At 57.7% G+C, this 26,616-nt stretch carries 34 protein-coding genes; 27 read left to right on the top strand and 7 right to left on the bottom strand.

What is annotated here, in order from left to right; translation table 11 throughout:
• From rpmC to MWU49_RS16250, 20 genes are all read left to right on the top strand, one after another.
• Positions 1-192, top strand: a complete 192-nt coding sequence (rpmC, locus tag MWU49_RS16345; RefSeq protein ID WP_035234262.1) for a 50S ribosomal protein L29 — start codon at positions 1-3, stop codon at positions 190-192.
• Positions 193-194: 2 nt separating this feature from the next.
• Positions 195-458, top strand: coding sequence for a 30S ribosomal protein S17 (gene rpsQ, locus MWU49_RS16340; RefSeq protein WP_035234264.1), 264 nt, complete (start codon positions 195-197; stop codon positions 456-458).
• Positions 459-508: 50 nt separating this feature from the next.
• Positions 509-877 carry a 50S ribosomal protein L14 gene (rplN, locus tag MWU49_RS16335; protein WP_022986486.1) on the top strand — a complete coding sequence of 123 codons (369 nt, stop codon included), beginning with the start codon at positions 509-511 and terminating at the stop codon, positions 875-877.
• A 15-nt stretch (positions 878-892) separates the two neighbouring features.
• Complete coding sequence (gene rplX, locus MWU49_RS16330; RefSeq protein WP_153502330.1) at positions 893-1,201, top strand: 50S ribosomal protein L24; 309 nt, start codon at positions 893-895, stop codon at positions 1,199-1,201.
• Between the two features lie 12 nt (positions 1,202-1,213).
• Positions 1,214-1,753: a 50S ribosomal protein L5 gene (gene rplE / locus MWU49_RS16325; protein ID WP_246974367.1), complete on the top strand. Its 540-nt coding sequence runs from the start codon at positions 1,214-1,216 to the stop codon at positions 1,751-1,753.
• Positions 1,754-1,764: 11 nt separating this feature from the next.
• Positions 1,765-2,070: a 30S ribosomal protein S14 gene (rpsN, locus tag MWU49_RS16320; RefSeq protein ID WP_035234271.1), complete on the top strand. Its 306-nt coding sequence runs from the start codon at positions 1,765-1,767 to the stop codon at positions 2,068-2,070.
• A 31-nt stretch (positions 2,071-2,101) separates the two neighbouring features.
• Complete coding sequence (gene rpsH / locus MWU49_RS16315) at positions 2,102-2,494, top strand: 30S ribosomal protein S8 (RefSeq protein WP_246974364.1); 393 nt, start codon at positions 2,102-2,104, stop codon at positions 2,492-2,494.
• Between the two features lie 31 nt (positions 2,495-2,525).
• Positions 2,526-3,059, top strand: coding sequence for a 50S ribosomal protein L6 (rplF, locus tag MWU49_RS16310; RefSeq protein ID WP_035234274.1), 534 nt, complete (start codon positions 2,526-2,528; stop codon positions 3,057-3,059).
• Between the two features lie 17 nt (positions 3,060-3,076).
• A complete protein-coding gene (rplR, locus tag MWU49_RS16305; RefSeq protein WP_035234276.1) occupies positions 3,077-3,427 on the top strand; it encodes a 50S ribosomal protein L18 in 351 nt (116 codons plus the stop codon).
• A gap of 12 nt (positions 3,428-3,439) precedes the next feature.
• A complete protein-coding gene (gene rpsE, locus MWU49_RS16300) occupies positions 3,440-3,937 on the top strand; it encodes a 30S ribosomal protein S5 (RefSeq protein ID WP_035234278.1) in 498 nt (165 codons plus the stop codon).
• 23 nt (positions 3,938-3,960) lie between these two features.
• Positions 3,961-4,143, top strand: coding sequence for a 50S ribosomal protein L30 (gene rpmD, locus MWU49_RS16295; RefSeq protein WP_246974362.1), 183 nt, complete (start codon positions 3,961-3,963; stop codon positions 4,141-4,143).
• Between the two features lie 3 nt (positions 4,144-4,146).
• The gene (gene rplO, locus MWU49_RS16290) at positions 4,147-4,581 is read left to right on the top strand and encodes a 50S ribosomal protein L15 (protein ID WP_246974415.1); all 435 of its coding nucleotides are present in this window, start codon (positions 4,147-4,149) and stop codon (positions 4,579-4,581) included.
• Positions 4,582-4,592: 11 nt separating this feature from the next.
• The gene (secY, locus tag MWU49_RS16285) at positions 4,593-5,975 is read left to right on the top strand and encodes a preprotein translocase subunit SecY (protein WP_246974360.1); all 1,383 of its coding nucleotides are present in this window, start codon (positions 4,593-4,595) and stop codon (positions 5,973-5,975) included.
• Positions 5,976-5,992: 17 nt separating this feature from the next.
• The gene (gene rpmJ, locus MWU49_RS16280; protein ID WP_008928865.1) at positions 5,993-6,109 is read left to right on the top strand and encodes a 50S ribosomal protein L36; all 117 of its coding nucleotides are present in this window, start codon (positions 5,993-5,995) and stop codon (positions 6,107-6,109) included.
• A 115-nt stretch (positions 6,110-6,224) separates the two neighbouring features.
• Positions 6,225-6,581 (top strand): 30S ribosomal protein S13, encoded by a 357-nt coding sequence (rpsM, locus tag MWU49_RS16275; RefSeq protein WP_246974358.1) that lies wholly within the window; start codon positions 6,225-6,227, stop codon positions 6,579-6,581.
• Positions 6,582-6,616: 35 nt separating this feature from the next.
• On the top strand, positions 6,617-7,015 hold the full coding sequence (gene rpsK, locus MWU49_RS16270) for a 30S ribosomal protein S11 (protein WP_161316869.1): 399 nt from the start codon (positions 6,617-6,619) through the stop codon (positions 7,013-7,015).
• Between the two features lie 16 nt (positions 7,016-7,031).
• Positions 7,032-7,658: a 30S ribosomal protein S4 gene (gene rpsD, locus MWU49_RS16265; RefSeq protein ID WP_246974355.1), complete on the top strand. Its 627-nt coding sequence runs from the start codon at positions 7,032-7,034 to the stop codon at positions 7,656-7,658.
• Between the two features lie 20 nt (positions 7,659-7,678).
• Complete coding sequence (gene rpoA, locus MWU49_RS16260) at positions 7,679-8,686, top strand: DNA-directed RNA polymerase subunit alpha (RefSeq protein WP_246974353.1); 1,008 nt, start codon at positions 7,679-7,681, stop codon at positions 8,684-8,686.
• A gap of 50 nt (positions 8,687-8,736) precedes the next feature.
• A complete protein-coding gene (gene rplQ, locus MWU49_RS16255) occupies positions 8,737-9,120 on the top strand; it encodes a 50S ribosomal protein L17 (protein ID WP_246974352.1) in 384 nt (127 codons plus the stop codon).
• Between the two features lie 172 nt (positions 9,121-9,292).
• On the top strand, positions 9,293-9,628 hold the full coding sequence (locus MWU49_RS16250) for a DOPA 4,5-dioxygenase family protein (protein WP_246974350.1): 336 nt from the start codon (positions 9,293-9,295) through the stop codon (positions 9,626-9,628).
• A gap of 64 nt (positions 9,629-9,692) precedes the next feature.
• Here MWU49_RS16250 and MWU49_RS16245 read toward each other — a convergent pair whose 3' ends face one another.
• The 5 genes from MWU49_RS16245 to MWU49_RS16225 all read right to left on the bottom strand — a co-directional run bounded on the left by MWU49_RS16245 (position 9,693) and on the right by MWU49_RS16225 (position 16,023).
• Entirely contained in the window at positions 9,693-10,073 is a 381-nt protein-coding gene (locus MWU49_RS16245) for a hypothetical protein (protein WP_246974348.1), read from the bottom strand.
• Positions 10,074-10,212: 139 nt separating this feature from the next.
• On the bottom strand, positions 10,213-11,496 hold the full coding sequence (locus MWU49_RS16240; RefSeq protein ID WP_246974346.1) for a glycerophosphodiester phosphodiesterase family protein: 1,284 nt from the start codon (positions 11,494-11,496) through the stop codon (positions 10,213-10,215).
• A gap of 128 nt (positions 11,497-11,624) precedes the next feature.
• A complete protein-coding gene (locus tag MWU49_RS16235) occupies positions 11,625-12,434 on the bottom strand; it encodes a hypothetical protein (RefSeq protein WP_246974344.1) in 810 nt (269 codons plus the stop codon).
• Positions 12,431-15,253, bottom strand: a complete 2,823-nt coding sequence (gene uvrA / locus MWU49_RS16230; RefSeq protein ID WP_246974341.1) for an excinuclease ABC subunit UvrA — start codon at positions 15,251-15,253, stop codon at positions 12,431-12,433. Before uvrA ends, MWU49_RS16235 begins: the two co-directional genes overlap by 4 nt.
• 119 nt (positions 15,254-15,372) lie before the next feature.
• Positions 15,373-16,023 (bottom strand): response regulator transcription factor, encoded by a 651-nt coding sequence (locus tag MWU49_RS16225; RefSeq protein WP_246974337.1) that lies wholly within the window; start codon positions 16,021-16,023, stop codon positions 15,373-15,375.
• Positions 16,024-16,362: 339 nt separating this feature from the next.
• Between MWU49_RS16225 and MWU49_RS16220 the strand changes: the two genes are divergently transcribed.
• The 5 genes from MWU49_RS16220 to gspD all read left to right on the top strand — a co-directional run bounded on the left by MWU49_RS16220 (position 16,363) and on the right by gspD (position 22,138).
• Complete coding sequence (locus tag MWU49_RS16220; protein ID WP_246974335.1) at positions 16,363-17,730, top strand: MFS transporter; 1,368 nt, start codon at positions 16,363-16,365, stop codon at positions 17,728-17,730.
• Between the two features lie 92 nt (positions 17,731-17,822).
• Positions 17,823-18,338, top strand: a complete 516-nt coding sequence (gene ssb, locus MWU49_RS16215; protein WP_246974332.1) for a single-stranded DNA-binding protein — start codon at positions 17,823-17,825, stop codon at positions 18,336-18,338.
• Between the two features lie 9 nt (positions 18,339-18,347).
• The gene (gspN, locus tag MWU49_RS16210) at positions 18,348-19,079 is read left to right on the top strand and encodes a type II secretion system protein N (protein WP_246974329.1); all 732 of its coding nucleotides are present in this window, start codon (positions 18,348-18,350) and stop codon (positions 19,077-19,079) included.
• A gap of 134 nt (positions 19,080-19,213) precedes the next feature.
• Positions 19,214-20,065 carry a type II secretion system protein N gene (locus tag MWU49_RS16205; RefSeq protein WP_246974326.1) on the top strand — a complete coding sequence of 284 codons (852 nt, stop codon included), beginning with the start codon at positions 19,214-19,216 and terminating at the stop codon, positions 20,063-20,065.
• A gap of 12 nt (positions 20,066-20,077) precedes the next feature.
• Positions 20,078-22,138, top strand: a complete 2,061-nt coding sequence (gene gspD, locus MWU49_RS16200) for a type II secretion system secretin GspD (RefSeq protein ID WP_246974324.1) — start codon at positions 20,078-20,080, stop codon at positions 22,136-22,138.
• Between the two features lie 352 nt (positions 22,139-22,490).
• Here the strand turns inward: gspD and MWU49_RS16195 are convergent, their stop codons facing one another.
• Together MWU49_RS16195 and MWU49_RS16190 are read right to left on the bottom strand one after the other, a co-directional pair.
• Positions 22,491-23,507, bottom strand: a complete 1,017-nt coding sequence (locus MWU49_RS16195; protein WP_246974321.1) for a hypothetical protein — start codon at positions 23,505-23,507, stop codon at positions 22,491-22,493.
• Complete coding sequence (locus tag MWU49_RS16190) at positions 23,491-24,984, bottom strand: adenylate/guanylate cyclase domain-containing protein (RefSeq protein ID WP_246974319.1); 1,494 nt, start codon at positions 24,982-24,984, stop codon at positions 23,491-23,493. Before MWU49_RS16190 ends, MWU49_RS16195 begins: the two co-directional genes overlap by 17 nt.
• Positions 24,985-25,157: 173 nt before the next feature.
• Between MWU49_RS16190 and MWU49_RS16185 the strand changes: the two genes are divergently transcribed.
• Both MWU49_RS16185 and MWU49_RS16180 read left to right on the top strand, forming a co-directional pair.
• Positions 25,158-26,123, top strand: a complete 966-nt coding sequence (locus tag MWU49_RS16185) for an alpha/beta hydrolase (RefSeq protein WP_246974317.1) — start codon at positions 25,158-25,160, stop codon at positions 26,121-26,123.
• A complete protein-coding gene (locus MWU49_RS16180; protein ID WP_246974315.1) occupies positions 26,110-26,604 on the top strand; it encodes a nucleoside triphosphate pyrophosphohydrolase family protein in 495 nt (164 codons plus the stop codon). The genes MWU49_RS16185 and MWU49_RS16180 overlap by 14 nt, the downstream gene beginning before the upstream one ends.
• Positions 26,605-26,616: the final 12 nt, after the last annotated feature.

The raw sequence follows: 26,616 nt of genomic DNA, 5'->3' as shown, positions 1-26,616 counted from the left end.
ATGAAAGCGAGCGAGCTGAGAGAGAAAAGCGTTGAAGAGCTGCAACAGGAGCAAATCAACCTGCTTGAGCAACAGTTCAAGCTGCGTATGAAGTCTGCTTCCGGCCAGCTTTCTAAAACCCACGAGCTTGGGACGGTCCGCCGTAACATTGCGCGCGTTAAAACCATTCTGAGACAGAAGCAGGGTAACTAGTCATGGCAGAGGCAAAAATGCGCCGGACCGCTACCGGCAAAGTGATCTCTAACAAGGGTGATAAAAGCATCACCGTATTGGTAGAGCGCCGTGTTCAGCACCCGATCTACGGCAAGATCATCAAGCGTTCCACCAAGTTGATGGCGCACGATGAGCAGAACCAGTGCCAAGAAGGCGACCTGGTTACCGTGGAAGAGTGCCGTCCGTTGTCCAAGCGCAAGACCTGGACACTGGTAAATGTTGTCGAACAGGCCAACAAGGCTTAACGGACCGTTGCTGTGGCTGCCTGTAGAGGCAGAGTTGGAGAGATTTAGCGATGATTCAGACTGAAAGCATGCTCGAAGTCGCCGATAATAGCGGCGCCCGTCGAGTACAGTGCATCAAGGTACTGGGTGGTTCTCACCGCCGCTATGCAGGCATTGGTGACATCATCAAGGTCACAGTGAAGGAAGCAATTCCGCGCGGCCGTGTAAAGAAAGGTGATGTAATGACCGCCGTGGTGGTGCGTACCCGTAAAGGTGTGCGTCGCCCCGATGGTTCTTTGATTCGTTTCGACGAAAATGCCGCGGTGTTGTTGAACAACAACAAAGCACCGATCGGTACCCGGATCTTCGGCCCGGTAACGCGCGAGCTGCGCACCGAGCAGTTTATGAAGATCATCTCCCTGGCACCTGAAGTTCTGTAAAGGCGGGTGAAGGTAATGCTTAAGATCAAGCGTGATGACGAAGTCATCGTAATCGCGGGCAAGGACAAAGGTAAGCGTGGCACTGTTCAGCAGGTTCTGGACAACGGTCGCGTCATCGTTGGCGGCGTTAACATGGTGAAAAAGCATGTTAAGGCCAATCCTAACCGCGGTACTCAAGGCGGCATCGTAGAACAGGAAGCGGCTCTGCATGCTTCTAACGTTGCCATCTGGAACCCCAAGTCGCAGAAAGCGGATCGTGTGGGCTTCCGTTTTGAAGACGGCAAAAAAGTGCGTTTCTTCAAGTCCAACGGCGAAACGCTGTAGGTTAGGTGACCCATGAGTGATCTGAAAAAGATTTATCAAGACGAAATCGTGCCCAAGCTGAAAGAAGAGCTGGGTCTCGGTAACATCATGGAAGTGCCGAAGATCACCAAGATCACCCTGAACATGGGTGTTGGTGAAGCTTCTGCCGACCGTAAGGCAATGGACGGTGCTCTCGCCGACATGACTGCCATTTCCGGTCAGAAGCCCCTGGTAACCAAGGCTCGTAAGTCTGTTGCCGGCTTCAAGATCCGTGAAGGTTGGCCGATCGGCTGCAAGGTAACCCTGCGCAACGATCGTATGTACGAATTCCTGGAGCGCCTGGTTTCCATCGCGATTCCGCGTATTCGTGACTTCCGTGGTTTGAATGCGAAATCCTTCGATGGCCGTGGTAACTACTCCATGGGTCTTCGTGAGCAGATCGTGTTCCCGGAAATCGATTTCGACAAGGTCGACAAGCTGCGTGGTCTGGATATCACTATCACCACCAATGCTAAGACTGACGACCAGGCACGGGCGCTGCTGCGCGCCTTCAACTTCCCGCTGAAGGGCTAAGAGGATTTATCATGGCTAAAGAATCCATGAAAAACCGGGAAGCAAAACGCGCCAAACTGGCTAAACGTTTTGCCGCCAAGCGTGCAGCGCTTAAGGCGATCATCCAGGATCCGAATGCAGAACCTGAAGCGAAGTGGGATGCCCAGCTTCAGCTGCAAAAATTGCCGCGCGATTCTTCCCCGGTGCGTCAGCGTAACCGCTGTCGCCTGACCGGTCGTCCGCACGGTTACTACCGCAAGTTCGGCCTGAGCCGGATCATGCTGCGTGAAGCAGCTATGCGCGGTGATGTTCCCGGTCTGGTAAAAGCCAGCTGGTAAGCCAAGAGTTAGGTAGCGGAGCGATTGCGGCATGAGCATGCAAGATACCCTGGCGGATATGTTTACCCGTATCCGTAACGCCCAAATGGCCAAGAAAGTACAGGTCGAGATTCCTGCCTCCAAGGCAAAGGAAGCCATCGCCAAGGTACTTCTGTCTGAGGGTTACATTGCTGGTTACAAGATCAGCGAAGAAAAGAAACCGGTAATGACGGTTGATCTGAAGTATTTTGAAGGTAAGCCGGTGATCGAGAAGATCGCTCGCGTTAGCCGTCCTGGTTTGCGTGTTTACAAGAACGCAAACGAGATCCCGAAGGTGAAGGGCGGCCTGGGCGTGATGATCGTATCCACCAACCAGGGCATTATTTCTGACCGCGCAGCACGCAAAGCCAATGTTGGTGGCGAGCTGATCTGCGAAGTGTCCTAACAGAAGCGGCGTAGACGGGTTAGGTGCAGCAATGTCTAGAGTAGCAAAAAGTCCGGTAAATCTGCCGAAAGGCGTCGAAATCAAAGTCGACGGCCAGAAAGTTGCCCTGAAGGGCAGCAAAGGCAGCCTGGAGCACGAAGTACACGAGCTGGTTGCCGTGTCTGTAGAGGACGGTGTGGTTTCTGTGAAGCCGCACGAAGAATCTCAGAAAGCATGGGCCCTGGCCGGTACCACCCGTGCTCTGTTGAACAACATGGTGACTGGTGTTGCCGAAGGCTTCGAGCGCAAGCTCCAGCTTCTCGGTGTAGGTTACCGTGCACAGGCTCAGGGTAAGGTACTTAACCTGACTCTCGGTTTCTCCCACCCGGTAGCTTACGAGCTGCCTGAAGGGATCACTGCAGAAACCCCGAGCCAGACAGAGATCGTTATCAAGGGCATTGACAAGCAGCTGGTAGGTCAGGTTGCAGCCAATGTTCGGGCCTTCCGTCCGCCTGAGCCCTACAAGGGTAAAGGGGTGCGCTATGCTGATGAGCAAGTGCGCCGTAAGGAAGCCAAGAAGAAATAATCGTCGAGATTAATGCCATGAAAGACAAAAAAGTTGCACGTCTGCGCAGGGCAAAACGTACTCGCCTGAAGATCCGTGAACTGGGCGAAGTTCGTCTCTGCGTAAACCGTACTCCGCGTCATATCTATGCGCAGGTAATCTCTGCGAACGGTGGCCAGGTACTGGCTTCCGCTAGCACTGTAGAGAAAGATCTGCGTGCTGAAGCTACCGGTAACACTGACGCAGCGGCCAAGGTTGGTCAGCTGATCGCTCAGCGTGCCAAAGAAGCGGGCGTAGAGCGCGTTGCCTTTGACCGTTCCGGTTTTAAATATCACGGTCGCGTAAAGGCTCTGGCTGACGCTGCGCGTGAAAACGGGCTTGAATTCTAAGGGTGCTTGGTTATGTCGAAAGTTGATCCCAACGAAGGTCTCCAGGAAAAGCTGGTTCAGGTAAACCGGGTTGCTAAAGTTGTTAAAGGCGGCCGTATCTTCGGTTTCACCGCGCTGACTGTAGTGGGTGACGGCAAGGGCAAGGTTGGCTTCGGTCGTGGCAAGGCGCGTGAAGTGCCTGCCGCCATCCAGAAAGCCCTGGAAGCTGCCCGCCGCAACATGATTCAGGTGGAGCTGAACGGCACCACCATCCAGCACCCGATGAAGGCCCGTCACGGCGCCTCCAAGGTGTACATGCAGCCGGCCGATGAAGGTACCGGTGTGATTGCCGGCGGTGCGATGCGCGCCGTGCTGGAAGTCGCAGGCGTTCAGAACGTACTGGCCAAGTGCTATGGCTCCACCAACCCGGTTAACGTGGTTCGGGCTACTTTCAACGGCCTGAAGTCCATGGCTTCTCCGGAGTCTGTGGCTGCCAAGCGTGGCAAGTCTGTCGAAGACATTCTGAACTAAGCGCAGATAACGGAATCGTTACGATGGCTGATAAGATCAAGGTAAAGCTGGTTAAGAGCACCAACGGCCGGCTGGAAAAGCATAAGGCCTGTGTGCGTGGTCTCGGTCTGCGCCGCATTGGTCACACCGTAGAAGTTGAAGATACCCCATCTGTACGCGGCATGATCAACAAGGTCTCGTACATGGTGCAGGTAGAGGGAGAATAAGTGATGCGTCTGAATGATCTGCATCCTGCTGAAGGTTCCCGCCCGAGCGCCAAGCGCGTCGGTCGTGGTATCGGTTCCGGCCTGGGCAAGACTGGTGGCCGTGGCCACAAAGGTCAGAAGTCCCGTTCCGGCGGTACTGTGAAGCCTGGTTTCGAAGGTGGTCAAATGCCGCTGCAGCGTCGTGTGCCGAAGTTCGGCTTCACGTCCAAGCTGGCAATGGGCACTGCTGAAGTTCGCCTGGCTGAGCTGGCCAAGGTGGAAGGCGATGTGATCGACCTGGCTTCCCTCAAGGCAGCCAACGTGGTTCGTCGTGATATGAAGCGCGCCAAGATTGTTCTGCAGGGTGAAATCAACCGTGCTGTGACCATCCGTGGCGTGGGTATCACCAAAGGTGCCCGCGAAGCGGTTGAGAAGGCCGGCGGTAAAGTCGAAGAATAAGGCGACGCTTTATGGCGAAGAATCGCGCTCAGACATTGAATGGTGGCGCGCCGAAAGTAGACAGCAACGCGATGCGTGAGCTGTGGCGGCGAATCGGTTTTCTGTTGGGCGCCCTGGTGGTGTTCCGGATCGGGGCACACATCCCGGTCCCGGGCATGAACCCGGAAGCGTTGCAACAGATGTTCAACAACAACCGGGACACCATTCTTGGCCTGTTTAACATGTTCTCCGGGGGTTCCCTGGAGCGCATGAGTATTTTTGCGCTGGGCATCATGCCCTACATCACTGCCAGCATCATCATTCAGCTGATGACGGCAGTGGTACCGACCCTGGAGCAGCTCCGCAAGGAAGGTGAACAGGGCCGGCGCAAGATCACCCAGTACACCCGGTATCTGACCGTGGCGCTGGGTGCAGTTCAGTCCTTCGGTGTTTGCGCAGGTCTGAAGAGCCAGGGGATTACCCTGCTGCCCGAAGCGGCAACCTCCATGCAGGTGGCCAGTTTCTACTTCGTGGCGGTAACGAGCCTTCTGACCGGTACTGTATTCCTGATGTGGCTGGGCGAACAGATTACCGAGCGAGGCATCGGCAACGGTATTTCCATGCTGATCTTTGCTTCCATCGTGGCAGGCCTGCCTGGCGCCGTGGCCCAGACTTTCGAGTCTGCCCGTACCGGTGACCTGAGCCTGATCATGATGCTGTTTGTGTTCCTGGTGGCACTGGCCGTGATTTTCGGTGTGGTGTTTGTGGAACGCGGGCAACGCCGTATTACGGTGAACTATGCACGTCGTCAGCAAGGTCGTCGTGTGTATGCAGCGCAGCAGAGTCATCTGCCGCTGAAAGTGAACATGGCAGGTGTTATTCCGGCTATCTTCGCCAGCTCCATTCTGCTGTTTCCGGCTTCACTGACCCAGTGGTTCAGTGATTCCAATCCGGATTCCTGGTGGGGCCAGACGTTGCGTAGCGTGAGTGATGCACTGTTGCCGGGTACGCCGCTGTATGTACTGCTGTTTACCCTGTCTATCGTGTTCTTTTGCTACTTTTATACAGCGCTGGTGTTCAATCCGAAGGATGTCGCTGACAACCTGAAGAAATCCGGCGCTTATATACCGGGTATCCGCCCGGGCGAGCAGTCCGCTCGCTATATCGACACCGTGATGGGCCGTCTGACCCTGATCGGCGCGGTATACATGACGCTGGTGTGTCTGTTGCCACTGGGTCTGCAAGCTGTTGCCAACGTGCCCTTCTACCTGGGCGGCACCTCTCTGCTGATCGTTGTGGTAGTAGTCATGGACTTCTGGTCGCAGGTTAATTCGCACCTGACGTCCACCCAGTACGAGAAGTTGATGAAGAAAGCCAACCTGAAAGGGTATGGTGGCACCGGACTGGTGCGTTAACGAACGAGGCGAGTGCGATGAAAGTTCAGGCTTCTGTGAAGAAGATCTGCCGTAACTGCAAAGTGATCCGTCGTAAGGGTCGCGTCATGGTGATCTGCAGTGCCGAACCCCGGCACAAGCAGCGCCAGGGTTAAGGTTCAGTCTTCTTTTAAGTGTTTGGTTGAAATTCAGTCGGCGTAGCGCTAGACTCTGCCGCCTTTCGGCGCCATAGAGCCTGGCGCACCCGTTTTGTGAATCGGAGATATTCGGATGGCCCGTATTGCAGGCGTTAACATCCCGGAAAATAAGCACACGGTGATTTCTCTCACCTACATCTTCGGGATCGGTCGTACCCGTGCACAGGAAATCTGTGCCGCGGCCGGTATTGAGGAAACCGCCAAGGTTCGTGACCTGAGCGGTGAGCAGCTTGACGTCATTCGTGGCGAGGTTGCCAAATTCTCAACCGAGGGTGACCTGCGCCGGGAAATCAACATGAACATCAAGCGTCTGATGGACCTCGGTTGTTACCGTGGTATTCGCCATCGTCGCGGCCTGCCGCTTCGCGGTCAGCGCACCAAAACCAATGCTCGGACCCGTAAAGGTCCGCGTAAACCGATTCGCAAGTAAGCTGATACGTCAGCGGCTGGATTTGGATAGGCATTATGGCTAAGTCAAAGAAAGATAGTGGCGCACGTCGCAAGAAGGTAACGCGCAGCGTAGCGGACGGCATCGCTCACGTGCACGCTTCCTTCAACAACACCATCATCACCATTACCGACCGTCAGGGCAACGCACTGTCCTGGGCGACCTCCGGTGGTGCTGGTTTCCGTGGTTCCCGTAAGAGCACCCCGTTCGCTGCCCAGGTGGCTGCCGAGAACGCGGGCAACGCTGCCAAGGACTACGGTCTGAAGAATCTTGAAGTTCGCGTCAAGGGCCCCGGTCCTGGTCGTGAGTCCTCCATTCGTGCCCTGAATGGCTGTGGCTACAAGATTACCCATATTGAGGACGTTACGCCGATTCCGCACAACGGTTGCCGTCCGCCTAAAAAGCGTCGCGTGTAACGGGAGTTAGAGCAAGATGGCAAGATACATCGGTCCCAAGTGCAAGCTTTCCCGTCGTGAAGGCACTGATCTGTACCTGAAGAGCGGTATTCGTCCGCTGGATTCCAAGTGTAAGGCTGAGCAGGCGCCTGGTCAGGCTGCCGGCGGTCGTCGTCCGGGTCGTCTGTCCGACTACGGCGTACAGCTGCGCGAGAAGCAGAAAGTTCGTCGTACCTACGGTGTACTGGAAAAGCAGTTCCGTAGCTATTACAAGAAGGCAGCTTCCTCCAAGGGTGCAACTGGCGAAGTCCTGCTGCAGCTTCTGGAAGGTCGTCTGGATAACGTGGTATACCGCATGGGCTTCGGCTCTACCCGCTCTGAAGCGCGTCAGCTGGTATCCCACCGTGCCATCCTGGTTAACGGTCAGTCTGTTAACGTGGCCTCTTACCAGGTGAAGCCGGGTGACGTGATCAACGTTCGCGAGAAGTCCAAGAACCAGCTGCGCGTGAAAAACGCCATGGAACTGGCTCAGCAGCGTGGTTTCGTGCCGTGGGTCGAGGTGGACGAGAAGAAACTGGAAGGGACTTTCAAGTCCAAGCCAGAGCGTATCGACCTGCCTGCCGAGATCAACGAAAACCTGATCGTCGAGCTGTACTCCAAGTAAGGACTGCCTGAGGGATCTCTATGACCGCCGTGAACGAGTTTCTCACGCCCCGCTCGATCGCCGTAAACGCGATCAACCAGACCCACGCCAAAGTGGTTCTGGAGCCGCTGGAGCGTGGTTTTGGCCACACCCTGGGGACTGCGCTGCGTCGCATCCTGATCTCCAGCATGCCCGGCTGCGCGATCACCGAAGTGGAGATCGAGGGCGTACAACACGAATACTCTTCCATCGAGGGTGTTCAGGAAGATGTGATCAACATCCTGCTGAACCTGAAGGGCGTCGCCCTGAAGATGGAAGACCGCGAAGAAGCTACCCTGGAACTGGTCAAGAAAGGCCCCGGGGCAGTGACTGCGGATGACATTCAGCGTGATCACAGTGTTGAGATCGTCAACCCGGATCACCTGATCTGCACCATTACCGGCGACACTGAACTGCGTGTGAAGCTGAAAGTGCAGAAAGGTCGTGGCTACGAAGCTGCTGATTCCCGTCAGACTGATGAAGACGAGACTCGCGGTATTGGCCGTCTGCAGCTGGATGCCAGCTACAGCCCGGTTCGTCGCGTAGCTTACGTGGTGGAAGCTGCCCGTGTTGAGCAGCGCACCGACCTGGACAAGCTGGTTATCGATCTGGAAACCGACGGTACCATCGATCCGGAAGAAGCGATTCGTCGTGCTGCCACTATCCTGCAGCAGCAGATCGCGGTATTCGTGGATCTGGAACAGGACGCCAAGCCTGAGCCGAAGCAAGAGCGCGAAGAGATCGATCCGATCCTGCTGCGCCCGGTAGATGACCTGGAACTGACCGTTCGTTCTGCCAACTGTCTCAAGGCAGAGAACATCTACTACATCGGCGATCTGGTTCAGCGTACCGAGGTAGAGCTTCTCAAGACCCCGAACCTGGGCAAGAAGTCTCTCACCGAGATCAAGGACGTGCTGGCCTCCAAGGGCTTGTCGCTGGGTATGCGTCTGGAGAACTGGCCGCCGGTCAGCCTTCGTGACGACGACCGGCTGAACACCAAATTGCGCTAAGTTAGTTGTTGTGGACGCTGTGAAGCGCCCCTGAACATAGGAACAGAATCATGCGTCATCGCAAAAGCGGCAGAAAACTGAATCGGAACAGCTCTCATCGTCAGGCGATGTTCCGTAACATGGCCGTGTCTCTGCTGGAGCACGGGGCGATCAAGACCACTCTGCCCAAGGCTAAAGAGCTGCGTCGTGTGGCTGAGCCGCTGATCACCTTGGCCAAGGAAGATTCCGTAGCCAACCGTCGTCTGGCTTTCAACCGCACCCGTTCCAAGGAAGTGGTTGGCAAGCTGTTCAACGAGCTGGGTCCGCGCTACAAGAGCCGTCCTGGTGGTTACGTGCGTATCCTCAAAATGGGCTTCCGTGCTGGTGATAACGCACCGATGGCCTATGTTGAGCTGGTAGACCGTCCTGAGGTTACTGAAGCCGACGCCGAATAAGCGCCGAGTTGCAGTGATCAAAAAAACCGGGCCAAAGGCCCGGTTTTTTTATGTCTGTTGCATGCCGGCCAAGCTGTACTATGCTGATTGACAGGGTTTGACTGGCGCTTGCTCCTTCTAAAGGGGCTGGGTGCCGGTGACAGTTCAGGTATAGCGGTTACGGGTAGCAGCCATGGCGATCAAGGGATTTCACGCGCACGTCTATTACGATGAGACCACCTTCTCTCAGGCCGCGGCACTGTGTCAGGCGGCTCATGTGAATTTCGATTTGCCCATGGGGCAATTGCATCGCAAACCGGTAGGGCCTCATCTGAACTGGAGTTGCCAGCTAACGATTCCCCGCCGGCTGGCCGGTGAAGTGATTCCGTGGTTGATGGCAAGTCGTAACGGCTTGACCATCTTTGTGCATGGCCTCAGCGGAGATGAGCTGAGGGATCATACCGAACTGGTCATGTGGCTGGGCGAGAGTCAGCCATTGGACCTGAGTATGTTTCAGTATTCTGCGTAACCAGACGCAGGACTTGCCTGGTTGGTGTGGGCAGGTATTCAGGCGATACCTGCCCACTCTCCAGTCAATTTTGCGCGACTACCCGACCCCGGTACATCAGTGGCTTGCCGGCTTTGCTGGGTTCTTTCTTTTCATTCTTGCTGGCGCGATGTTCGGAAAGATCCACCGGTTGACCGCGATAGTAGCGGGTGGGTTGGACTTCTTCTGGTGTCACCAGCTCGTCAGGCCCTTCCAGTTCGATCAAGGCGAGCTGAATCTCACCATAAAGCCGTTGCATGCCCTGGGATCGGGTGCGTCCGGCAAAGTGTGCGAGCTTGTGCCGCAGTTCGGGATCGGTGAGCGACAGGTTGGCATCAAATTCCGCGCGGATAAGTCGGCGGCACTGATTGACCAGATTGACGATGTTGTACTGCATTAACCAGCGGTGATCGGTAACGTTGCTCATCACATACTCCCTCAGACCCAGTCTGTGTATTGCGAATAACAGGGTTAAAGCAGAAACCGTGCCAATACGAAAGTCGTCGTATTGTTTAGCCTGTGCCGCCCCGGCGGGTAGGGGGCGGCCAGTTTGGTGCGCCTATGCGTTATTTTGAGCCGCGTTCATGGCTGGAGCGAATGCGGTCGAGGCAGTTGGCGTAGAAGGTGGTGGTTGCGGGCCAGTCGGAGAAGACGCCGATAACGCCGATCTGTCGTGCAAGCACGTCCAGCAGGGTCAAGGTGTCGCCGTCATTGTTGATGGCCGGGGTGACGCTCTGGAAGTACCAGCCGCCACCATTTTGCAGAGGGCCGGAGCGTTCCAGTGACCAGGCGATCACGTCCATGCCCGCCTGCCGGGCAGCGATGGCGTAGGGGCTGGGTACGATGTGGTTATTCGCATCAGTCGTTACCAGCATCCACAGGGGTGGGGCGATGATGTTGACGCCATAGCCCGCCAGGGTGGCCATGTCGGGCTGCCAGGTTCCCGGGTTCTGAGGATTCAGCCCGGCGCTATCGCGACCGTCCAGAAAGACCGCTTGCTGGCCGTAGCGGCCTTCATGGTCTATCCAGTAGCGAACATCTTCCAGCAGGAAGGATTGTGGGAACACCCGCTCCGCGGGAACGCCAGCCTGACGGTATTCCTCGATCATCTGGTGAGCATAGTCCTGCTGGGTATAGATACCCTGCCAGGGCATGGAGACTGAAGGGGTTTTCAGTTCCGGTGTCATTTTGACACCCAGCTCCTGAAACAGGGCGATGCTCTCCTCATGGCTGAGCAGGGTGCCATTACTGCTGTACAGGTCGGTACGGAATCCCGGCGTGCCCTGCAGGTACTCCTGGACGGTGGTGGCACGAGGGTTGGCGCCGTCCATCTTTCCTTTCAGCGTCTTGAACTGCGCCAGGGTGATGTCGCTGGTGCAGCATTGGGCGCTGGCCGGGTTACTGCCGTCGAAGGGAGTGAAGGGCTGGCTGCACTGGCTGGCCAGCGCGGTGTCGAGAATATTGGTGGTAGTGTGCAGGTCACACTGGGAGTGACGACATACCAGCTCCTGATCCTTGGTGAAGGCGACATCGCACTCCAGGATGCCAGCGCCCATGCTGGCGGCGGCCCGATAGGACTCCTCGGTATGCTCGGGAAACTGCAGTGGCGCACCACGATGGCCAATGGAAAAGTCGCTTGCTTTCATGGGGCGGGGCTGGCTGGCGCATTCCTGCAGGGCCTGCTTTACCGGGCCGTCATCCATGTCGGCGAGCAGATAATAGGGGCGGGGCCCCAGTTCAATGTTGCGGTTGGGTGGGGGCTGGTGGCTGCCTGGTGTAGCGCAGGCCACGGTGGCGGCGGCCAGGGATGTGGCGACAAGGATGCCTCGTAAAGCCCAGATTCGTTTCATGATTAACCTCCACTGGTTTGCTGGAGGTTGAGTATTTGTTACGCCAATGAAGTAAATCTTGAGGAATCGAGACCGCAATATTACCAGGCGAAGAAATGCGAACTGATTCATTTTTCAACTCTTGCGAATTACATTTGGTTCGCAATTTTGGATTCATACACCTGCAGGTAATAATCTCGAGCAGTGGTGCGAAGTTGGCTGATGTGTCCGGTGCTAAGCATCCGCCCACTCCAAAGTATAGCTCCATCATCAATGCGGATTACCGCCATGTCACTAATGGCTTGCCCAAGAGTTATTGATGCTCCTACTCCGCCTGTTAGCGCTGCAAAGAAGGAGTTGACAGCGATTTTTGTGCCAACGGCTGAATTTGTGTGTTGCCAGCCACTAAGGCGGGTAACCAAAAGGCAGCATGTATTGTTCGGTGCTGCTTTGCTTATCTCGGCAGGGATTTCGACTGGCCCGTCCAGTGTAGGGTTGGAAAGCCTTGGCTTACCATATCTGTCTTTGCTACTTAGGATGGATTCAATTGTAGGGCTGTCGGCCCAAATAGTTTGCTCAAACTGAAGAACTAGTTGTGGATCTATTTCGTCTGTTTGTGCGGGAATATTGGTGACTTGATAAGAGTTGGAAAATGAATCCAATTGTTCGATCAGGGCTGTTTGGCCTTCATCATTAATATATAACTCTTGGTTGACTTCCCCGTTCAGGTCTCTTTCGTCCAGTGCAATGCTTGGCGGCAAAACTGCCAGGGAATCAAATCGCCAAAAGTCATCCTGGGGAATGATGTCTGATTGAAAGGTTTCGAGGCAGTGAGTTGTTGTGCAGGAATTTAGATTCAAAGGTACTCGGCCGGTGTTTTGGCAGCCGTGCAAAAATGCAAGGGAGAAGAAAGCAATTAATGGGAAATGAAAGTTTGTTTTCATTGTCTTCAAGTTCATAGCATTGGTTTCAGGAAGCGGCCGGTATGGCTGCCTTTCACCTTGGCCACCTCTTCCGGGGTGCCTTCGGCGATGATCTCGCCGCCACCGTCACCGCCCTCGGGGCCCAGATCCACGATCCAGTCCGCGGTCTTGATCACGTCCAGGTTGTGTTCGATCACGGCCACAGTATTGCCGTGGTCGGCGAGGCGATTGAGCACGTCCAGCAGCAGCTGAATATCGTGGAAGTGTAGGCCGGTGGTGGGTTCGTCGAGGATATAGAGGGTGTTGCCGGTATCACGGCGGGACAGTTCCTTGGCCAGCTTCACCCGCTGGGCTTCCCCGCCGGACAGGGTGGTGGCCGCCTGGCCCAGCTTGATGTAGCTGAGTCCCACATCCATCAGGGTCTGCAGTTTGCGCGCCAGTGCTGGCACTGCATCGAAGAATTCGCGGCCTTCCTCGATGGTCAGGTCCAGTACCTCGAAGATGTTCTTGCCCTTGTAGAGGATTTCCAGGGTTTCGCGGTTGTAGCGTTTGCCTTCGCACACTTCACAGGGCACGTAGATATCCGGCAGGAAGTGCATTTCCACCTTGATCACGCCGTCGCCCTGACAGGCCTCACAGCGGCCGCCCTTGACGTTGAAGCTGAAGCGGCCGGGCTTGTAGCCCCGGGCGCGGGCTTCCTGGGTGCCAGCAAACAATTCGCGTACCGGGGTGAAGATGCCGGTATAGGTGGCCGGGTTGGAGCGCGGGGTGCGGCCGATGGGGCTCTGGTCGATATCCACCACCTTGTCGAAATGTTCCAGCCCTTCGATGGCTTCGTGTTGCGCGGCCTTCAGGGTGGTGGCCTTGTTCAGTTTGGTGGCCGCCAGCGGGTAGAGGGTGCTGTTGATCAGGGTGGATTTACCGGATCCGGACACCCCGGTGATACAGGTCAGCAGGCCTACCGGGATATTTAGCGGATGTCCCTTGAGGTTGTTGCCGGTAGCACCCAGCAGGGTCAGCCACTTGTCGTCCTTGTTCTGGCGACGCTTTTTCGGCACGGCAATCTGCTTGCGGCCGGAAAGGTAGTCGCCAGTAAGGGAGTCCGGGTTGTCTGCCACTTCCTTTGCGCTACCCTGGGCGACGACGGTGCCACCATGAACCCCGGCGCCGGGACCAATATCGATCACGTGGTCGGCCAGCCGAATGGCGTCTTCGTCGTGCTCAACCACCAGCACGGTATTGCCGAGATCACGCAGGCGAGTGAGGGTGTTGAGCAGGCGCTCGTTGTCACGCTGGTGCAGGCCAATGGAGGGTTCGTCGAGCACGTACATGACGCCCACCAGCCCGGCACCGATCTGGCTGGCCAGACGAATCCTCTGGGCCTCACCGCCGGACAGGGTTTCTGCGCTGCGCTCCAGGGTCAGGTATTCCAGCCCCACATTGACCAGGAACTGCAGACGATCACGGATCTCCTTGAGGATCTTGTCGGCGATTTCGCCCTTGCTGCCGGGCAGGTTCAGCTCGCTGAAATAGTTGTGGGCCTTGCCCACCGCCAGACGCACCACGTCGGGCAGGGTGGTCTGCTCGATGAACACATGGCGGGCGGCTTCACGCAGACGGGAGCCGTTACAGCTGGGGCAGCTGGAGGTAGACATGTAGTTGAGCAGATCTTCGCGCACCGCATCGGATTCGGTTTCCCGGTAGCGGCGTTCCATGTTGGGGATGATCCCCTCGAAGGGATGGTTGCGCTTGATGATGTCGCCGCGATCATTCAGGTAGCGGAACTCGATGCTTTCCTTGCCGGTGCCGTAGAGGATCTTCTTGCGGGTGGCCTTGTCCAGTTCCTGGAATGCGATGTCCATGTCGAAGCCAATGCTCTGGGACAGGGAATTGAGCATCTGGAAATAATAGACGTTGCGGCGATCCCAGCCGCGGATGGCGCCCTCAGACAGGGACAGTTCTTCGGAATTGATCACCTTGTCTTCGTCGAAGAACTGCTTCATACCCAGGCCGTCGCAGCTGGGGCAGGCGCCGGCCGGGTTGTTGAAGGAAAACAGGCGCGGCTCCAGTTCCGGAATGGAATAGCCGCAGTGGGAGCAGGCGAATTTGGCGGAGAAGGTGGTTTCCTCCCCGTCTTCGCCTTCCATGGGTGCAATGATGGCAATGTCATCGGCCAGGTTGAGGGCGGTCTCGAAGGATTCCGCCAGCCGGTTCTGTAGATCGCCGCGGACCTTGAAGCGGTCCACCACCACTTCAATGGTGTGCTTCTTGTTCTTTTCCAGCGCCGGCGTGTCATCCATGTCGTAGATACGGCCATCGATACGCACGCGGATAAAGCCCTGGGCGCGCAGCTCTTCAAACAGGTGCAGGTGCTCGCCTTTCTTTTCGCGGATCACCGGCGCCAGCAGCATCAGCTTGCTGCCTTCTTCCATGGCCAGCACCTGATCCACCATCTGGCTGATGGTCTGGGCGGCCAGCGGGGCATCATGCTCCGGGCAGCGCGGTTCGCCGACGCGGGCAAACAGCAGGCGCAGGTAGTCGTAGATTTCGGTGATGGTGCCCACGGTGGAGCGCGGGTTATGGCTGGTGGACTTCTGCTCGATGGAGATGGCCGGACTGAGGCCTTCGATGTGATCCACATCGGGCTTTTCCATCATCGACAGGAACTGGCGGGCGTAGGTGGAGAGGGATTCCACGTAGCGGCGCTGGCCTTCGGCGTACAGGGTGTCGAAGGCGAGAGAGGATTTTCCGGAGCCGGACAGACCGGTGATCACCACCAGTTTGTCCCGGGGAATATCCAGGTCCACGTTCTTCAGGTTATGGGTGCGCGCCCCGCGAACCAGAATGGTATCCATCTACTGCCCCTGAGTACTGTCAAAATGAACAGGGCAGTATAAGGGACGCTGGACGCTTGACGCCAGATGCAGGACGCGAAAACCCCGCGTCTGGCCTCAGGCGTCGTGCATCAGGCGTTTTACAGGTTCTCTTGCGCCCAGTTCACCGCCTGCAGGCGGTTGGAGGCGTTGATCTTCTTGAAGATGTTGTAGATGTGGGTCTTGATGGTGTGCGGGCTCAGGTTGAGGCTGCTGGCGATTTCAGAGTTCTTGGCGCCGGTGGCCATGACCTTGAGTACTTCCACTTCCCGGTCGGTCAGATTGACCTCGCTACGGGAGAAGGTCTTGTTGAAGGTGCGGCTCTTCATCAGGTAGGTCTGCAGCACCGAACGAGGGAACCAGAGTTCACCGTCGAAAATCGCCTTGATGCCCTTGCTGAGCAGTGCCTGGGGGCAGTCGAACTGAAAGCCGCCATTGACCATGGGCAGGCCGGCCAGCTTGGACAGGGACTCTTCGTCATCCACATTGAACACGGCGATGAGTACATCATTTTCCACTTCCTGGTCTGCTTCCAGCAGGTGGGCGATGACTTCATTCACGTCCACACTGTGGTAATCCACCAGAAACAGGTTCTGCTCATTGCTGCGCAGGGTCTCCACCGTGATATCAACCACGGAGGGGATGGAATTCGTTGTGACGTCTTCCTTGACCAGGAACTCGGTGAGCAGTGCGTTCTGCAGTTGCTGGCCACCGACTACGTAGACCTGCTGGCTTTGTTGTTGGGTATTCATTGTCCTGTCCATGACTGCGTAGGCGCCAAAGGCTTGAGCCGACCCAAGTGCATTGGGAGCGGCGTGAGCCATTTTAGAGCGCCCTAGGCGTTAGCCTAAGAAAAAAAACTTATCAGCATGTGAATCTATCACCGCTTTGACGGGGGTTCAATTTGCCAAACGGCTGTTTTCGCGAAGTTTGACAATTTTCTTCTCCTGTTTGTGACCGGATGCCCGCTGTGCCGGTTTGAGAGGGCGCCTTCAGTAATGTCCCGCCTGAACGGGAATCTGCTACACTGCCCGCCCCCAAAGACGGCGACTGGCCCGATAGCCAGAACGGTGAGGAGCATCCAGGTTTCAATGACAGCACCATCTTCCAAAGCGCTGCAGCGTACCGAGCTGAAAACCACCGGTTACATGGCCACCATTTTTGCCCTGCGGATGTTTGGCCTGTTCATGATCCTGCCGATCTTTGCCGTCTACGGACAGGAATTGCAGGGGGCGTCTCCATTGCTGATTGGTACCGCCATTGGTGCCTATGGCCTGATGCAGGCAATCCTGCAGATCCCTTTCGGAATGATGTCCGATCGTTTCGGGCGGCGGCCGTTGTTGTTGATCGGCCTGCTGTTGTTTATTGCCGGTGGGGCGGTGGCGGCCATGAGTGACCACATCTATGGCGTCATCGCAGGGCGTGCCTTGCAGGGGGCGGGGGCCATCGCCAGTGTGATCATGGCGCTGATCGGTGATGTGGTCAGTGAAAAGAACCGTACCCGGGCCATGGCGCTGATCGGTATGTCGGTGGGGGGCTCCTTTATTCTGGCGCTGATCCTGGGGCCGCTGTTGGCGGCCTGGCTGGGCCTGTCCGGCCTGTTCTGGGCCACCTCGGTGCTCGGCGCTCTGGCACTGGTGGTGGCGTTTGTGGTGCCTTCGCCCAAGGCTCATCAGGGTGAACTGCTGCCTGCAGGACAGCGTTTCCGACGCGTGCTGAGCAACAAGACGCTGCTGCGTTTCGACGTGGGGATCTTCACCCTACACGTGATCATGACTGCATCCTTTGTGGTGGTTCCGGCCCTGTTGAGCGAACGTCTGGGCTTGAGTCTGCAGAGTCACAGTCTGTTGTATCTGGCGGTGTTGGTGGCCGGCTTTATTGCCATGGTGCCGCTGGTGATCCGTGCCGAACGACGCGGGGCGGTGCCGGTCAAACGGCTTGCCATTGTGCTGCTGGGCGTGTCCCAGTTGCTGTTGGCTCTGGCTGGTGCGGCGCTGTGGCACTTCGTGCTGGCGCTACTGGTGTTTTTTGCCGCCTTTAATCTGCTTGAGGCGCTGCTGCCTTCGTTAGTGGGGCGGGCAGCGCCGGCCGGTACCCGGGGTACCGCCATGGGGGTGTATTCCAGTTCCCAGTTCATGGGGGTGTTTGTCGGCGGTCAGCTGGGAGGGGCCCTGTATCAGTGGCTGGGTCCGGAAGCGGTATTTTACGGTTGTCTGGTGCTGGCGGCGGTCTGGTTGCTGGTATTGGCCGGGATGCAGGAATTGCCGCGACTGGAAAACCGCGTACTGCAATTGCAGCCCGGGCAGGACTGGCTGGCACTGAGTCGTCAGCTGCACCAGGTACCCGGGGTGGAAGAAGTGGTGGTGGTGGAAGAGCAGGCCATGGTACTGCTGAAAGTAGAAACCGGCTCTCTGGACGAGAGCCAGCTGCAGGGGCTCGCCGCCGTAGCGCAAAGCTGACACAATGGCGGACTTGCCCTGCTTCGATGAAGAAGCCGGGGCCCTGATGTGGGCCCCCTGAACACTGACCATGAGAGTCACGGAGAGAAACAATGGCGCGCGGCGTTAACAAGGTAATTCTGATTGGTAATCTGGGTGCGGATCCGGAAACCCGTTTCATGCCCAGCGGTGGTGCGGTCACCAATGTGCGTCTGGCCACCAGTGAATCCTGGAAGGATCGTCAGAGCGGCCAGATGCAGGAACGCACGGAATGGCACCGGGTGGTGTTCTTCAACAAGCTCGGTGAAATTGCCGGTGAGTATCTGAAGAAAGGTTCCAAGGTGTATATCGAAGGCTCTATCCGTACCCGCAAGTGGCAGGGGCAGGATGGCCAGGATCGTTACACCACCGAAATCGTTGCCAACGAGATGCAGATGCTGGATGGCCGCGGTGAAGGCGGTGGTCAGGGCGGTGGTTTTGCTCCCCAGGGAAATCAGGGTGGCGGTAACCAGGGCGGTTACGGCAACGATAACTTTGGCGGTGGCGGCAATGCGCCCCAGTCCAACCAGAATCAGGGTGGCGGTTTCAGCGGCCCGGCAGACGACTTCGACGACGATATCCCGTTCTAAGGCGGTCTGATGCCTCGCAAGTGGATTCTGGCCCTGTTGTTTGTGGTCAGCCTGATAGTGTTTCTGGTGGTGTTGATGCCGGCGGCGGTGCTGGTTGAGCGCGTTCCGGCATTGCGTCCCGGTGGGGCGCCGCTGGTGCTACAGTCAGCCCGTGGTCCCTGGTGGCAGGGACAGGTGGACTGGCGCTGGCAGCAGCTGCAGGGGGTGCTGGACTGGCAACTGGACTGGCATGGTCTGACGCCGGGCCTGAACATCAGTGCCCGTACCCGTAGTGGCGAGGATGCCCGCATCAGTGGATGGCTGGGTGGGACCGGTCAGCAGGACTGGTCCGTGGAGCAGCTGCGGGTGGCTTTGCCGGTGGCGCTGGTGGCAGCACGCATCCCCCAGGGCAATGCGGACGGTCGTGTGGATGCCACTATCATGTCGCTGGCAGTGTCATCCGGACAGATTGAAGACGCCCGGGCCACGCTGCAATACAGCGGTGGTACTGTGACCTGGGGCCGCAATGGCTCGTCCTCCGTACCGGTGCTGCAGGGCAAGGTTTCCATGGAGGGGGCGGTGCCCTCGCTGCTGGTAACCGACCCGCAAGGTCAGCCCCTGATGAATGCCAGCCTGGCAGAAGGACGCTTTCAGGTCGCTGTGTTGCGCGCCTGGCCGCAATTGTTGGGGGTCAGTCAGGGTGGCAGCGCTGATGATGTGGTGTTCCAGATGTCGCAGCCTTTTGCGCTGGGTGGCGGCTGAGCCAGTAAAGAAAAGCCTGCTATTGGTAACACGACAGAGCAATAAATTGCTTTTATGATCCGGTATCTTGTAAATCATCGGATCCTTGGGCGGCACCGCCCTCGATATAACGATAAAGGAAGAGCGGGACAGAGATGTCGCAGTTTGCTGAAATGGCCAAGTGGGGTAAACCGGTGCGCGGGCTGATCGCCGTGTTGCTGGTGGTGGCGCTGGCCTGGCTGCTGGCGCAGACTGTGTGGCTGATGATCTACGGCCCCAATCAGCCGATTCCCGAATCCGACCGTACCCGCCTGCAAGTGTCTGGCGCCAGCCAGAGCAAAACCCTTTCCCAGAACCAGGTCGATGGCTGGCAGCTGTTTGGTGAATACCAGGCTGTGGCCGCGCCCAGGGATGATACCCCCACGGATGCACCGGAAACCCGGTTGCGGCTTGAGTTGCTGGGGGTTTTCCAGAACCCGGTGCTGGAATTGTCCAGCGCCATCATTGCCGAGAAGGGTAAGGAGGGAGAGCTGTACCACATCGGTGACAGCATTCCCGGCAACGCCAGTCTTGAAGAAGTGTACCCGGACAGGGTGATCCTGCGCCGCGCAGGTCGCCTGGAGGCGCTGCGCTGGTCGGATACCGCTCTGGGTGGGGTCAGCGAAGTGAGCCGCCCCGCGCCGGCGCCGTCCCGACAGCAAGCGGTGACGCAGCCCGGTGGCCCGGATGATATGAACCAGCAGCGCCGTACCATTATCAGTCAGCTGGCCCTGCGGCCGGTGTCCCAGGGGACTAACCAGGGATACAAGCTGGGCAAGCGTGCCCCCAAGCAGCTGTTAAGCCAGGTGGGGCTGCAGGCCGATGATGTGATCCTTTCCGTGAACGGCCACGGTCTGGGCACCGAAGAAGGCGACATCGCTGCGCTGGAGTCCTACAAGCAGACCCAGCAGGCCAGTATCGTGGTGCAGCGTGGTGACCAGCAATTTACCGTGAATTATCCGCCCTAGATGGTGTTAATAATGTCCATTTTCAGAGCCTCAGTGCTTAAAATCCTGCTCGCGGCCTGTCTGTCAGTGACCGTGCTGTCAGCCCAGGCCCAGGTGAAGGCCAGCGATGATGGCAAGAGCTGGACGGTGAATATTCGCAATGCGGACATTCAGGCGTTCATCAGCCAGATTGCAGACATGACCGGCAAGAACTTCGTGGTCGATCCGCGGGTGCGGGCCAGGGATGTGACGGTTGTGTCCACCAAGGCGCTGTCTGCCGAGGAAGTCTACGAGTTGTTCCTGTCTGTGCTGCAGGTGCATGGCTATGCCGCAGTGCCAGCGGGCGACATTATCAAGATCGTTCCCAATACCACTGCAAAACAAAGCAATCTGCCGCTGGTAGAGAAGGGGCAGGGTACCGGTGAAGAACTGGTGACCCGGGTGATTGCGGTGGAAAACTCACCGGTGGAAGAATTGGTGCCGGTACTGCGTCCGCTGGTGCCGCAGTACGGTCACCTGGCGGCGGTGGGCTCGGCCAATGCGCTGATCATCAGTGACCATCTGGACAATATTCGCCGTATGGAAGCGATTATCGCCAACCTGGACAATGCCGAGTCTGAGGACGTGATGGTGATCAAGCTCGAGCATGCCTTCGCCGGTGACATGGTGAAAATGCTGGAATCCCTGACTCCACAAACCGCTTCCCGCCGCAGCAAGGCCAAGGAAGGGGCGGTGACCGTGGTTGCGGATGAGCGCACCAACCGTTTGATCATCAAGGGTGACCGCATCACCCGTGAGCGCATGGCACGCATGGTGCGTAGCCTGGATACCCCGGATAGCGCCAGCAGCGGGGTTAATGTGGTACGCCTGACCCATGGCGATGCCAAGACTCTGGCCGACATTCTGAAGAACTATGCGGACGGTGCCTCTGCCTCCAAGCCCGGCGGCGAAGCCAAGACGGCGGCGTCCTCCTCATCCAGCAAGGTCTCCATTCAGGCGGATGAATCTCTTAATGCGCTGGTGATCCGGGCGGAGCCTGGCATGATGAAAGAGCTGCAGTCGATTATCAGCCAGCTCGATGTGCGCCGCGCCCAGATCCTTATCGAAGCTGCTATCGTGGAAGTGACCGGTGAGAATGCCAAGTCGCTGGGCTTCCAGTATGTAGGTGGCAGTGATGAATCCGGTGTCGGCGCGGTGAATTTCAATAACGCTGGACTGAGTGTCAATTCCATCCTGCAGGCGCTGGCGACGGATGATCCCTCCGGCCTGTCGCTGGGAGATGGGCTGGCGTTTGGTGTCGGTGAAACCGATGCCGACGGTGACCTGAAGTGGGGCGCGTTGATGCAGGCGCTGGCTTCATCTACCGACGTGAATCTGCTCTCTACCCCCAGCATTCTGACCCTGGATAACGAAGAAGCGTCGATCATCGTCGGTGAGAATGTGCCGTTCGTGACCGGTCAGAGCACCAGTACCGGTTCGGGGGTGTCCAACCCGTTTACTACCATCCAGCGTGAAGATGTGGGTCTGACCCTGAAAGTCACTCCCCACGTGGCCGGCTTGTCTACCATCCGCCTGGAATTGGAGCAGGAAAATTCCGCGGTGAAGGAGTCTTCCGGGGAGGCGGTGGATATCGTCACCACTACGCGCAAGTTGCAGAGCACGGTGTTGGCGGACGATGGTGAAACCATCGCACTGGGGGGGCTGATCAAGGATGATATCCGCAAGGTGGTGCGCAAGGTGCCCCTACTGGGTGACATCCCGCTGTTGGGCTTCCTGTTCCGCTCTACCTCCAACTCCCGTCAGAAGAGCAACCTGATGGTATTCCTGCGGCCCACCATTCTGGCGGATAACGATCGCCTGGTGCAGATGAGTCGCGAGAAGTACATGGGCATTACCGCATTGCAGTTCGAAGTGAATGGCGATGGTGAGCTTGAACAGGTGGTCAAGCATCCGCTGCCGACCCAGGTGGAGAAAGTTTTCGAAGGCCGCATGCCGGTCAGTCAGGAGTTCCGGGATGCCTACGATGCAGACCAGAATGGCGATGACGCTGAGCAAGCAGAAGAGGCTGTGGAAGAGGCGGAAAGCGAAGAGTAGGCAGCCGCCCACCCATCAAAAAACGCGCCCTTGTGGCGCGTTTTTTGATGGGGCTGAGCTACGAGCTACGCTTGATTCCCGGCTTTCTACGGAGCCGCTGCAGGAAAGTAGCGAAGCGGAGTAACGCACGCAGTGCGGCCCGAAGGGTGAGCGTAGCGAATAACGGTCGTTCTACCGCGATCCGAGCGGCAGCGAGGTAAGGATTCCAGAAGCGAGTTACAAGTTCCGAGTTTCGAAAATCAAGAAGCAACAACCAAGCGCGAGGTTTGAGGTTTTGCCTTTCGAAACTCGGTACTCGCAACTCGAATCTTTTTGCGTCAGGCGTGCAGCATGATGCGTGAAGCGTCTCTCCTTAAGACTGCTGCAGGCTCTTCAAATTGGAAAGCACCCGACGGCTTCGCTCCAGTTTCTTGTTGAGCTCTTCGTCGTTGGGGTAGAGCGGCGCCAGTTGTTTCCAGATCCGGTAGGCTTCCTTGTACTGGCCCCGGGCGTAGAGTGCTTCGCCGGTATTCATCTCTTCGTTGAAGCGACGGCGGGACCACTGTTCGAGGCGCTCGCGATGTTTGTCCAGCACGTTGTTGTTGCTGTGCCTATTGAGGAAGCGGCGGGCGGCCAGCAGGGAGTCCATGCTGCCATCACGCTGGTAACGTGCCATCAGTTGCTCGGCTTCGGCCTGGAGTCCCTGATTGCGTTTGGCGCGGGCTCGCTGGTCGGCGTTGTTCAGCACCTGCTGGGCTTTGGCCAGTTGCGGAGAGGGATCCTGATCCGGTGCCAGCTGATGGGCATAGCGCAGCAGATCCCTGGCCTGCATCCATTTTTGCTGCTCAGCGAAATATTCACCCAGCCGTTTCAGATCGGCCACCAGAAGCTCGCGTTCTTCGTCCAGTCGCTGCTTTTCGGCCACCGCGCGGCTGTCACGGAACTTGGCCAGGGTTTCGGAAAGCTGGGTGCTTTCCAGCATGGCTTCGGCCTGTTCAGCACGGCGTTCGGCCAACAGCTCATTGAGCTGGCGGCCTTCCAGAATGGCCAGGGTCGCGGTCAGTTCATCAATGGCGTAGGGCGCGACCACCTTGTCACGGTTGCTCTCCAGCAGTTCGAAGGCGCTGGCCCATTCCTGATGGCGACCATAGGCTTCCGCCTCCTGAACCAGGTGCTGGCGATACTCGTCGCTGGCCTGAAGGATGCCGGCATACTGTTCCTGCAGCAATGCGTACTGCTTGTGCGACTCCGGTGTGTCGTCGATGACTTCGATGGCGCGGGCGTAATTCTGATCTTCCAGGGCCGCAATGACTTTCTGTTCCGGGTTGCCGAGGCTGGCACAGCCGCCAAGGACGGAGGCGGCCAGCAGCAGGCTACTCGCCTTGTGCACGTTGTTGCTCCGTATTCAGATTGGCCAGGAACTGGGCGATACGCTGTTCCATCAGGGTTTCGGACAGTGCATGCACACCATCAATTCGGAAAGTGCCCACCGGTTCGGACTTGCCGCGGATGCGCATGGCGCCGTATTCCGTGGCGCGAACCCGGGAGCCAATATTGGGATTGCCGAGCAGGGGGGCTGCGGCAATGATTTCGTTGCCGGCGGCCATGTTGGAAAGCCGTGAGGCCAGGTTAACGGCATCGCCCACCACGGTGTATTGCATGCGATCCCGTGACCCCAGGTTACCGGCCAGCATGGCGCCGGAGTTGATGCCGATGCGGAACTCCACGGTGGTCTGGTTATGGGCGCGGCGGTATTCGTTAAGCCGTTCCACCAGGCGCTGGATCATCACCGCGCAGCACAGGCCATGGAACAGGTGCTCGTCGTCCTTCTCCGGGACGCCAAACACGATCATGGCGCAGTCACCCATGTATTTGTCGATGGTGCCGCGATAGAAGCTGGTAGCGGTGGTAATGGCATCGAAATAGACATTGAGCATGTCAGCGATGGCTTCGGGCTCCAGGGTCTCCGACAGTCGTGTGAAGCCGACGATATCGGCAAACACCACCGTGGCCTGAACATCGCGGCCCCCCAGCTGCACCTGATCCAGGTCGGCCATCATGTTGCGGGCCACGGAGGGGCTGACAAAACGCTGCAACACCTTTTCCACCTGATCCTTTTCGAGCATGCCATGGGCCATGGTGTTGTAGGCCTCGATCAGGCCGCCGATTTCATCGTTGCGGCGGTCCTGGATGCGATAGTTGAGATCCCCCCTGCGCATGGCGCTGGTGGCGGCGAGCAGATCCTGGATTGGCTGGGCCAGACGACGGCTGATCAGGAAGGCGACAATGATGGCGATCACGCTCATGATCAGCGTTGCGGTGATCATGGTTTCCTGAACCGCTTCCCGGGCGGCCATGATGGGGCGGTCTGACAGGGAAATGGCGGCATAACCGGCGGCAGATTCGCCTACCTTGATAGTGGAATAGTAGGTGGTAACGGGCTCGCTTTGCAGTTCCCAGCGCTTGACCTGCTCGTTCAGCGGGCTGGCTGCCACCGGCAGGATGCCAGCCTTGTCGATAAGGTTGCCTTCACGGTCGAACAGGGCGGCACCGCGCACACTTTCACTGCGGGTCAGATTGTTGAGCTGTACCTTGAGCAGGAAGGTGTCATCCGCCAGCATGGGTTCGCGGGCGGTGTTGGACAGTTGCTGGGCAATGGCCACGCCAAAGGTATCGGCCTGGTCGCGCATGCGGCTAAGCTGATTATTGAGCAACAGGGTGCCCAGTACTGTCATGCCACAGAGGATCAGCAGGGAAATCGACAGGCCCAACTTCCATGCTACCGGGAAGTAATCCGGAACATAGGGAGCCAGCCACTCGCCGAGGCGGGTGCGGGCAGGTTGCTTTGGTTCGGCCGGGTCAGTCACGGTCCATCCCTGTTCTTGCCGTAACGTGATTGACGCAGACTTGCCTGTGGCAGGCCTTGCTGTCAAATTCATGTTAATTAAGTCATGTTTCGTATCCTAACAATAGCATTTTCGTCGTGCAGGGTAAGTAGCCGTAAATTGGTTTTTACTCCTGCCCAAACCGGGAAATGAGTATGGCGTTTATAAGAGAACGCAAGGTAACCGCCAATGGACTGGAAATGTTCGTTGCAGAGGCCGGAGAGTCGGGGAAACCGCTGGTTTTGTGTCTGCACGGGTTCCCGGAATGCTGGGCCTCCTGGCGCTACCAGTTGCCCATGCTGGCGCAGTCCGGTTATTACGCTGTGGCTCCCGACCTGCGGGGTTTTGGGCAGACGGGCGGTCCAGAGGCGGTGGACGCATACCGGATGTCGATGCTGGTGGAGGATGTGCGATCGCTGGTTGAGGCGCTGGGTTACCAGAAGGTGATTCTGGTCGGCCATGACTGGGGCTGTGCGTTGGCCTGGCAAGTGGCACGGCAATACCCTCAGACTGTCGCGGCCGTGGTTGGCATGTCTATTCCCTATGGTGGCCCCGCCCCGGAGGCGCCCACCGAGGCCATGAAACGCCTGTTCGGTGAGCATTTCTTCTACATGCTGTACTTCCAGCAGCCGGGCGTGCCCGAGCAGGAGCTTGAACAGGATGTGCGTGGTTCCCTGAGCCGAATCTTCCACAGCCTGTCTGCCGATGGCATCGCTGAATACCGGGTGGGTGAGAATGACACCGGTCTGCTGGATTCCATGAGCGCCCCGGAACAGCCGCCGCGCTGGATGCGTGACGAAGATCTGGATTATTACACCGAGCGCTATGCAGCGAGCGGTTTCACCGGGCCGGTCAACTGGTACCGGGCCATGGATTTGTCCTGGCAAGAGAGCCGGGATGACGACAACTGGCAGCTGACCATGCCGGTACTGTTTATCGGCGGGTTGCAGGACCCGGTGCTGATGTTCAACCAGAAAGCCCTGCAGCGGATGCCGGATTATGTGCCGGATCTGCGCACTGTGCTGCTTGATCAGTGCGGTCACTGGATCCAGATGGAGCAGGCATCGGAGGTGAATCGTGAAATTGTGGCGTTTCTGGAGGAAGTGAATGGCCCGGTCTGAACGCAGTAATTTTCAACGTGTTGGCGAGTTTCATCGCGCTTTTTCCCTGCCAGTAGAGCCGTTGCCGTTAGTGCCGGACGATCGCACGGTGCGGTTGCGTCTGGCTCTGTTGCTGGAGGAGTTTCATGAGCTGGCGGAAGCCACCTGCCAGTCTCCGGATGTGGATCAGCAGGCTTTTCTCGACACGCTGGTCCTGGCCCGGCAGCAGCTGGAGGGGCTCAAGGGGTTTGACGTGGATCTGGTGGAAGTGGCCGATGCGCTGACCGATATCAACTATGTGACCTACGGTGCTGGCCATACCTTCGGCATTGATCTGGATGCCACCTGTGAGGAAGTGCACCGCAGTAACATGAGCAAGTTGGGGGCGGACGGCAAACCTGTTAAGGATGAGCGTGGCAAGGTACTCAAGGGGCCGGACTATTCTCCGCCGTCGCTGGAGGGCGTGTTGGCAGCGCAGGGCAGCAAGAGCCGTTGCGAGTGAAGAGTTACGAAA

This window comes from Alcanivorax sp. S6407, assembly GCF_023016115.1.
In the GTDB taxonomy this organism is placed as follows: Bacteria; Pseudomonadota; Gammaproteobacteria; order Pseudomonadales; family Alcanivoracaceae; genus Alcanivorax.
Note: the sequence above shows the minus strand (reverse complement) of the source record. Positions and strands in the feature narration are given on the sequence as shown.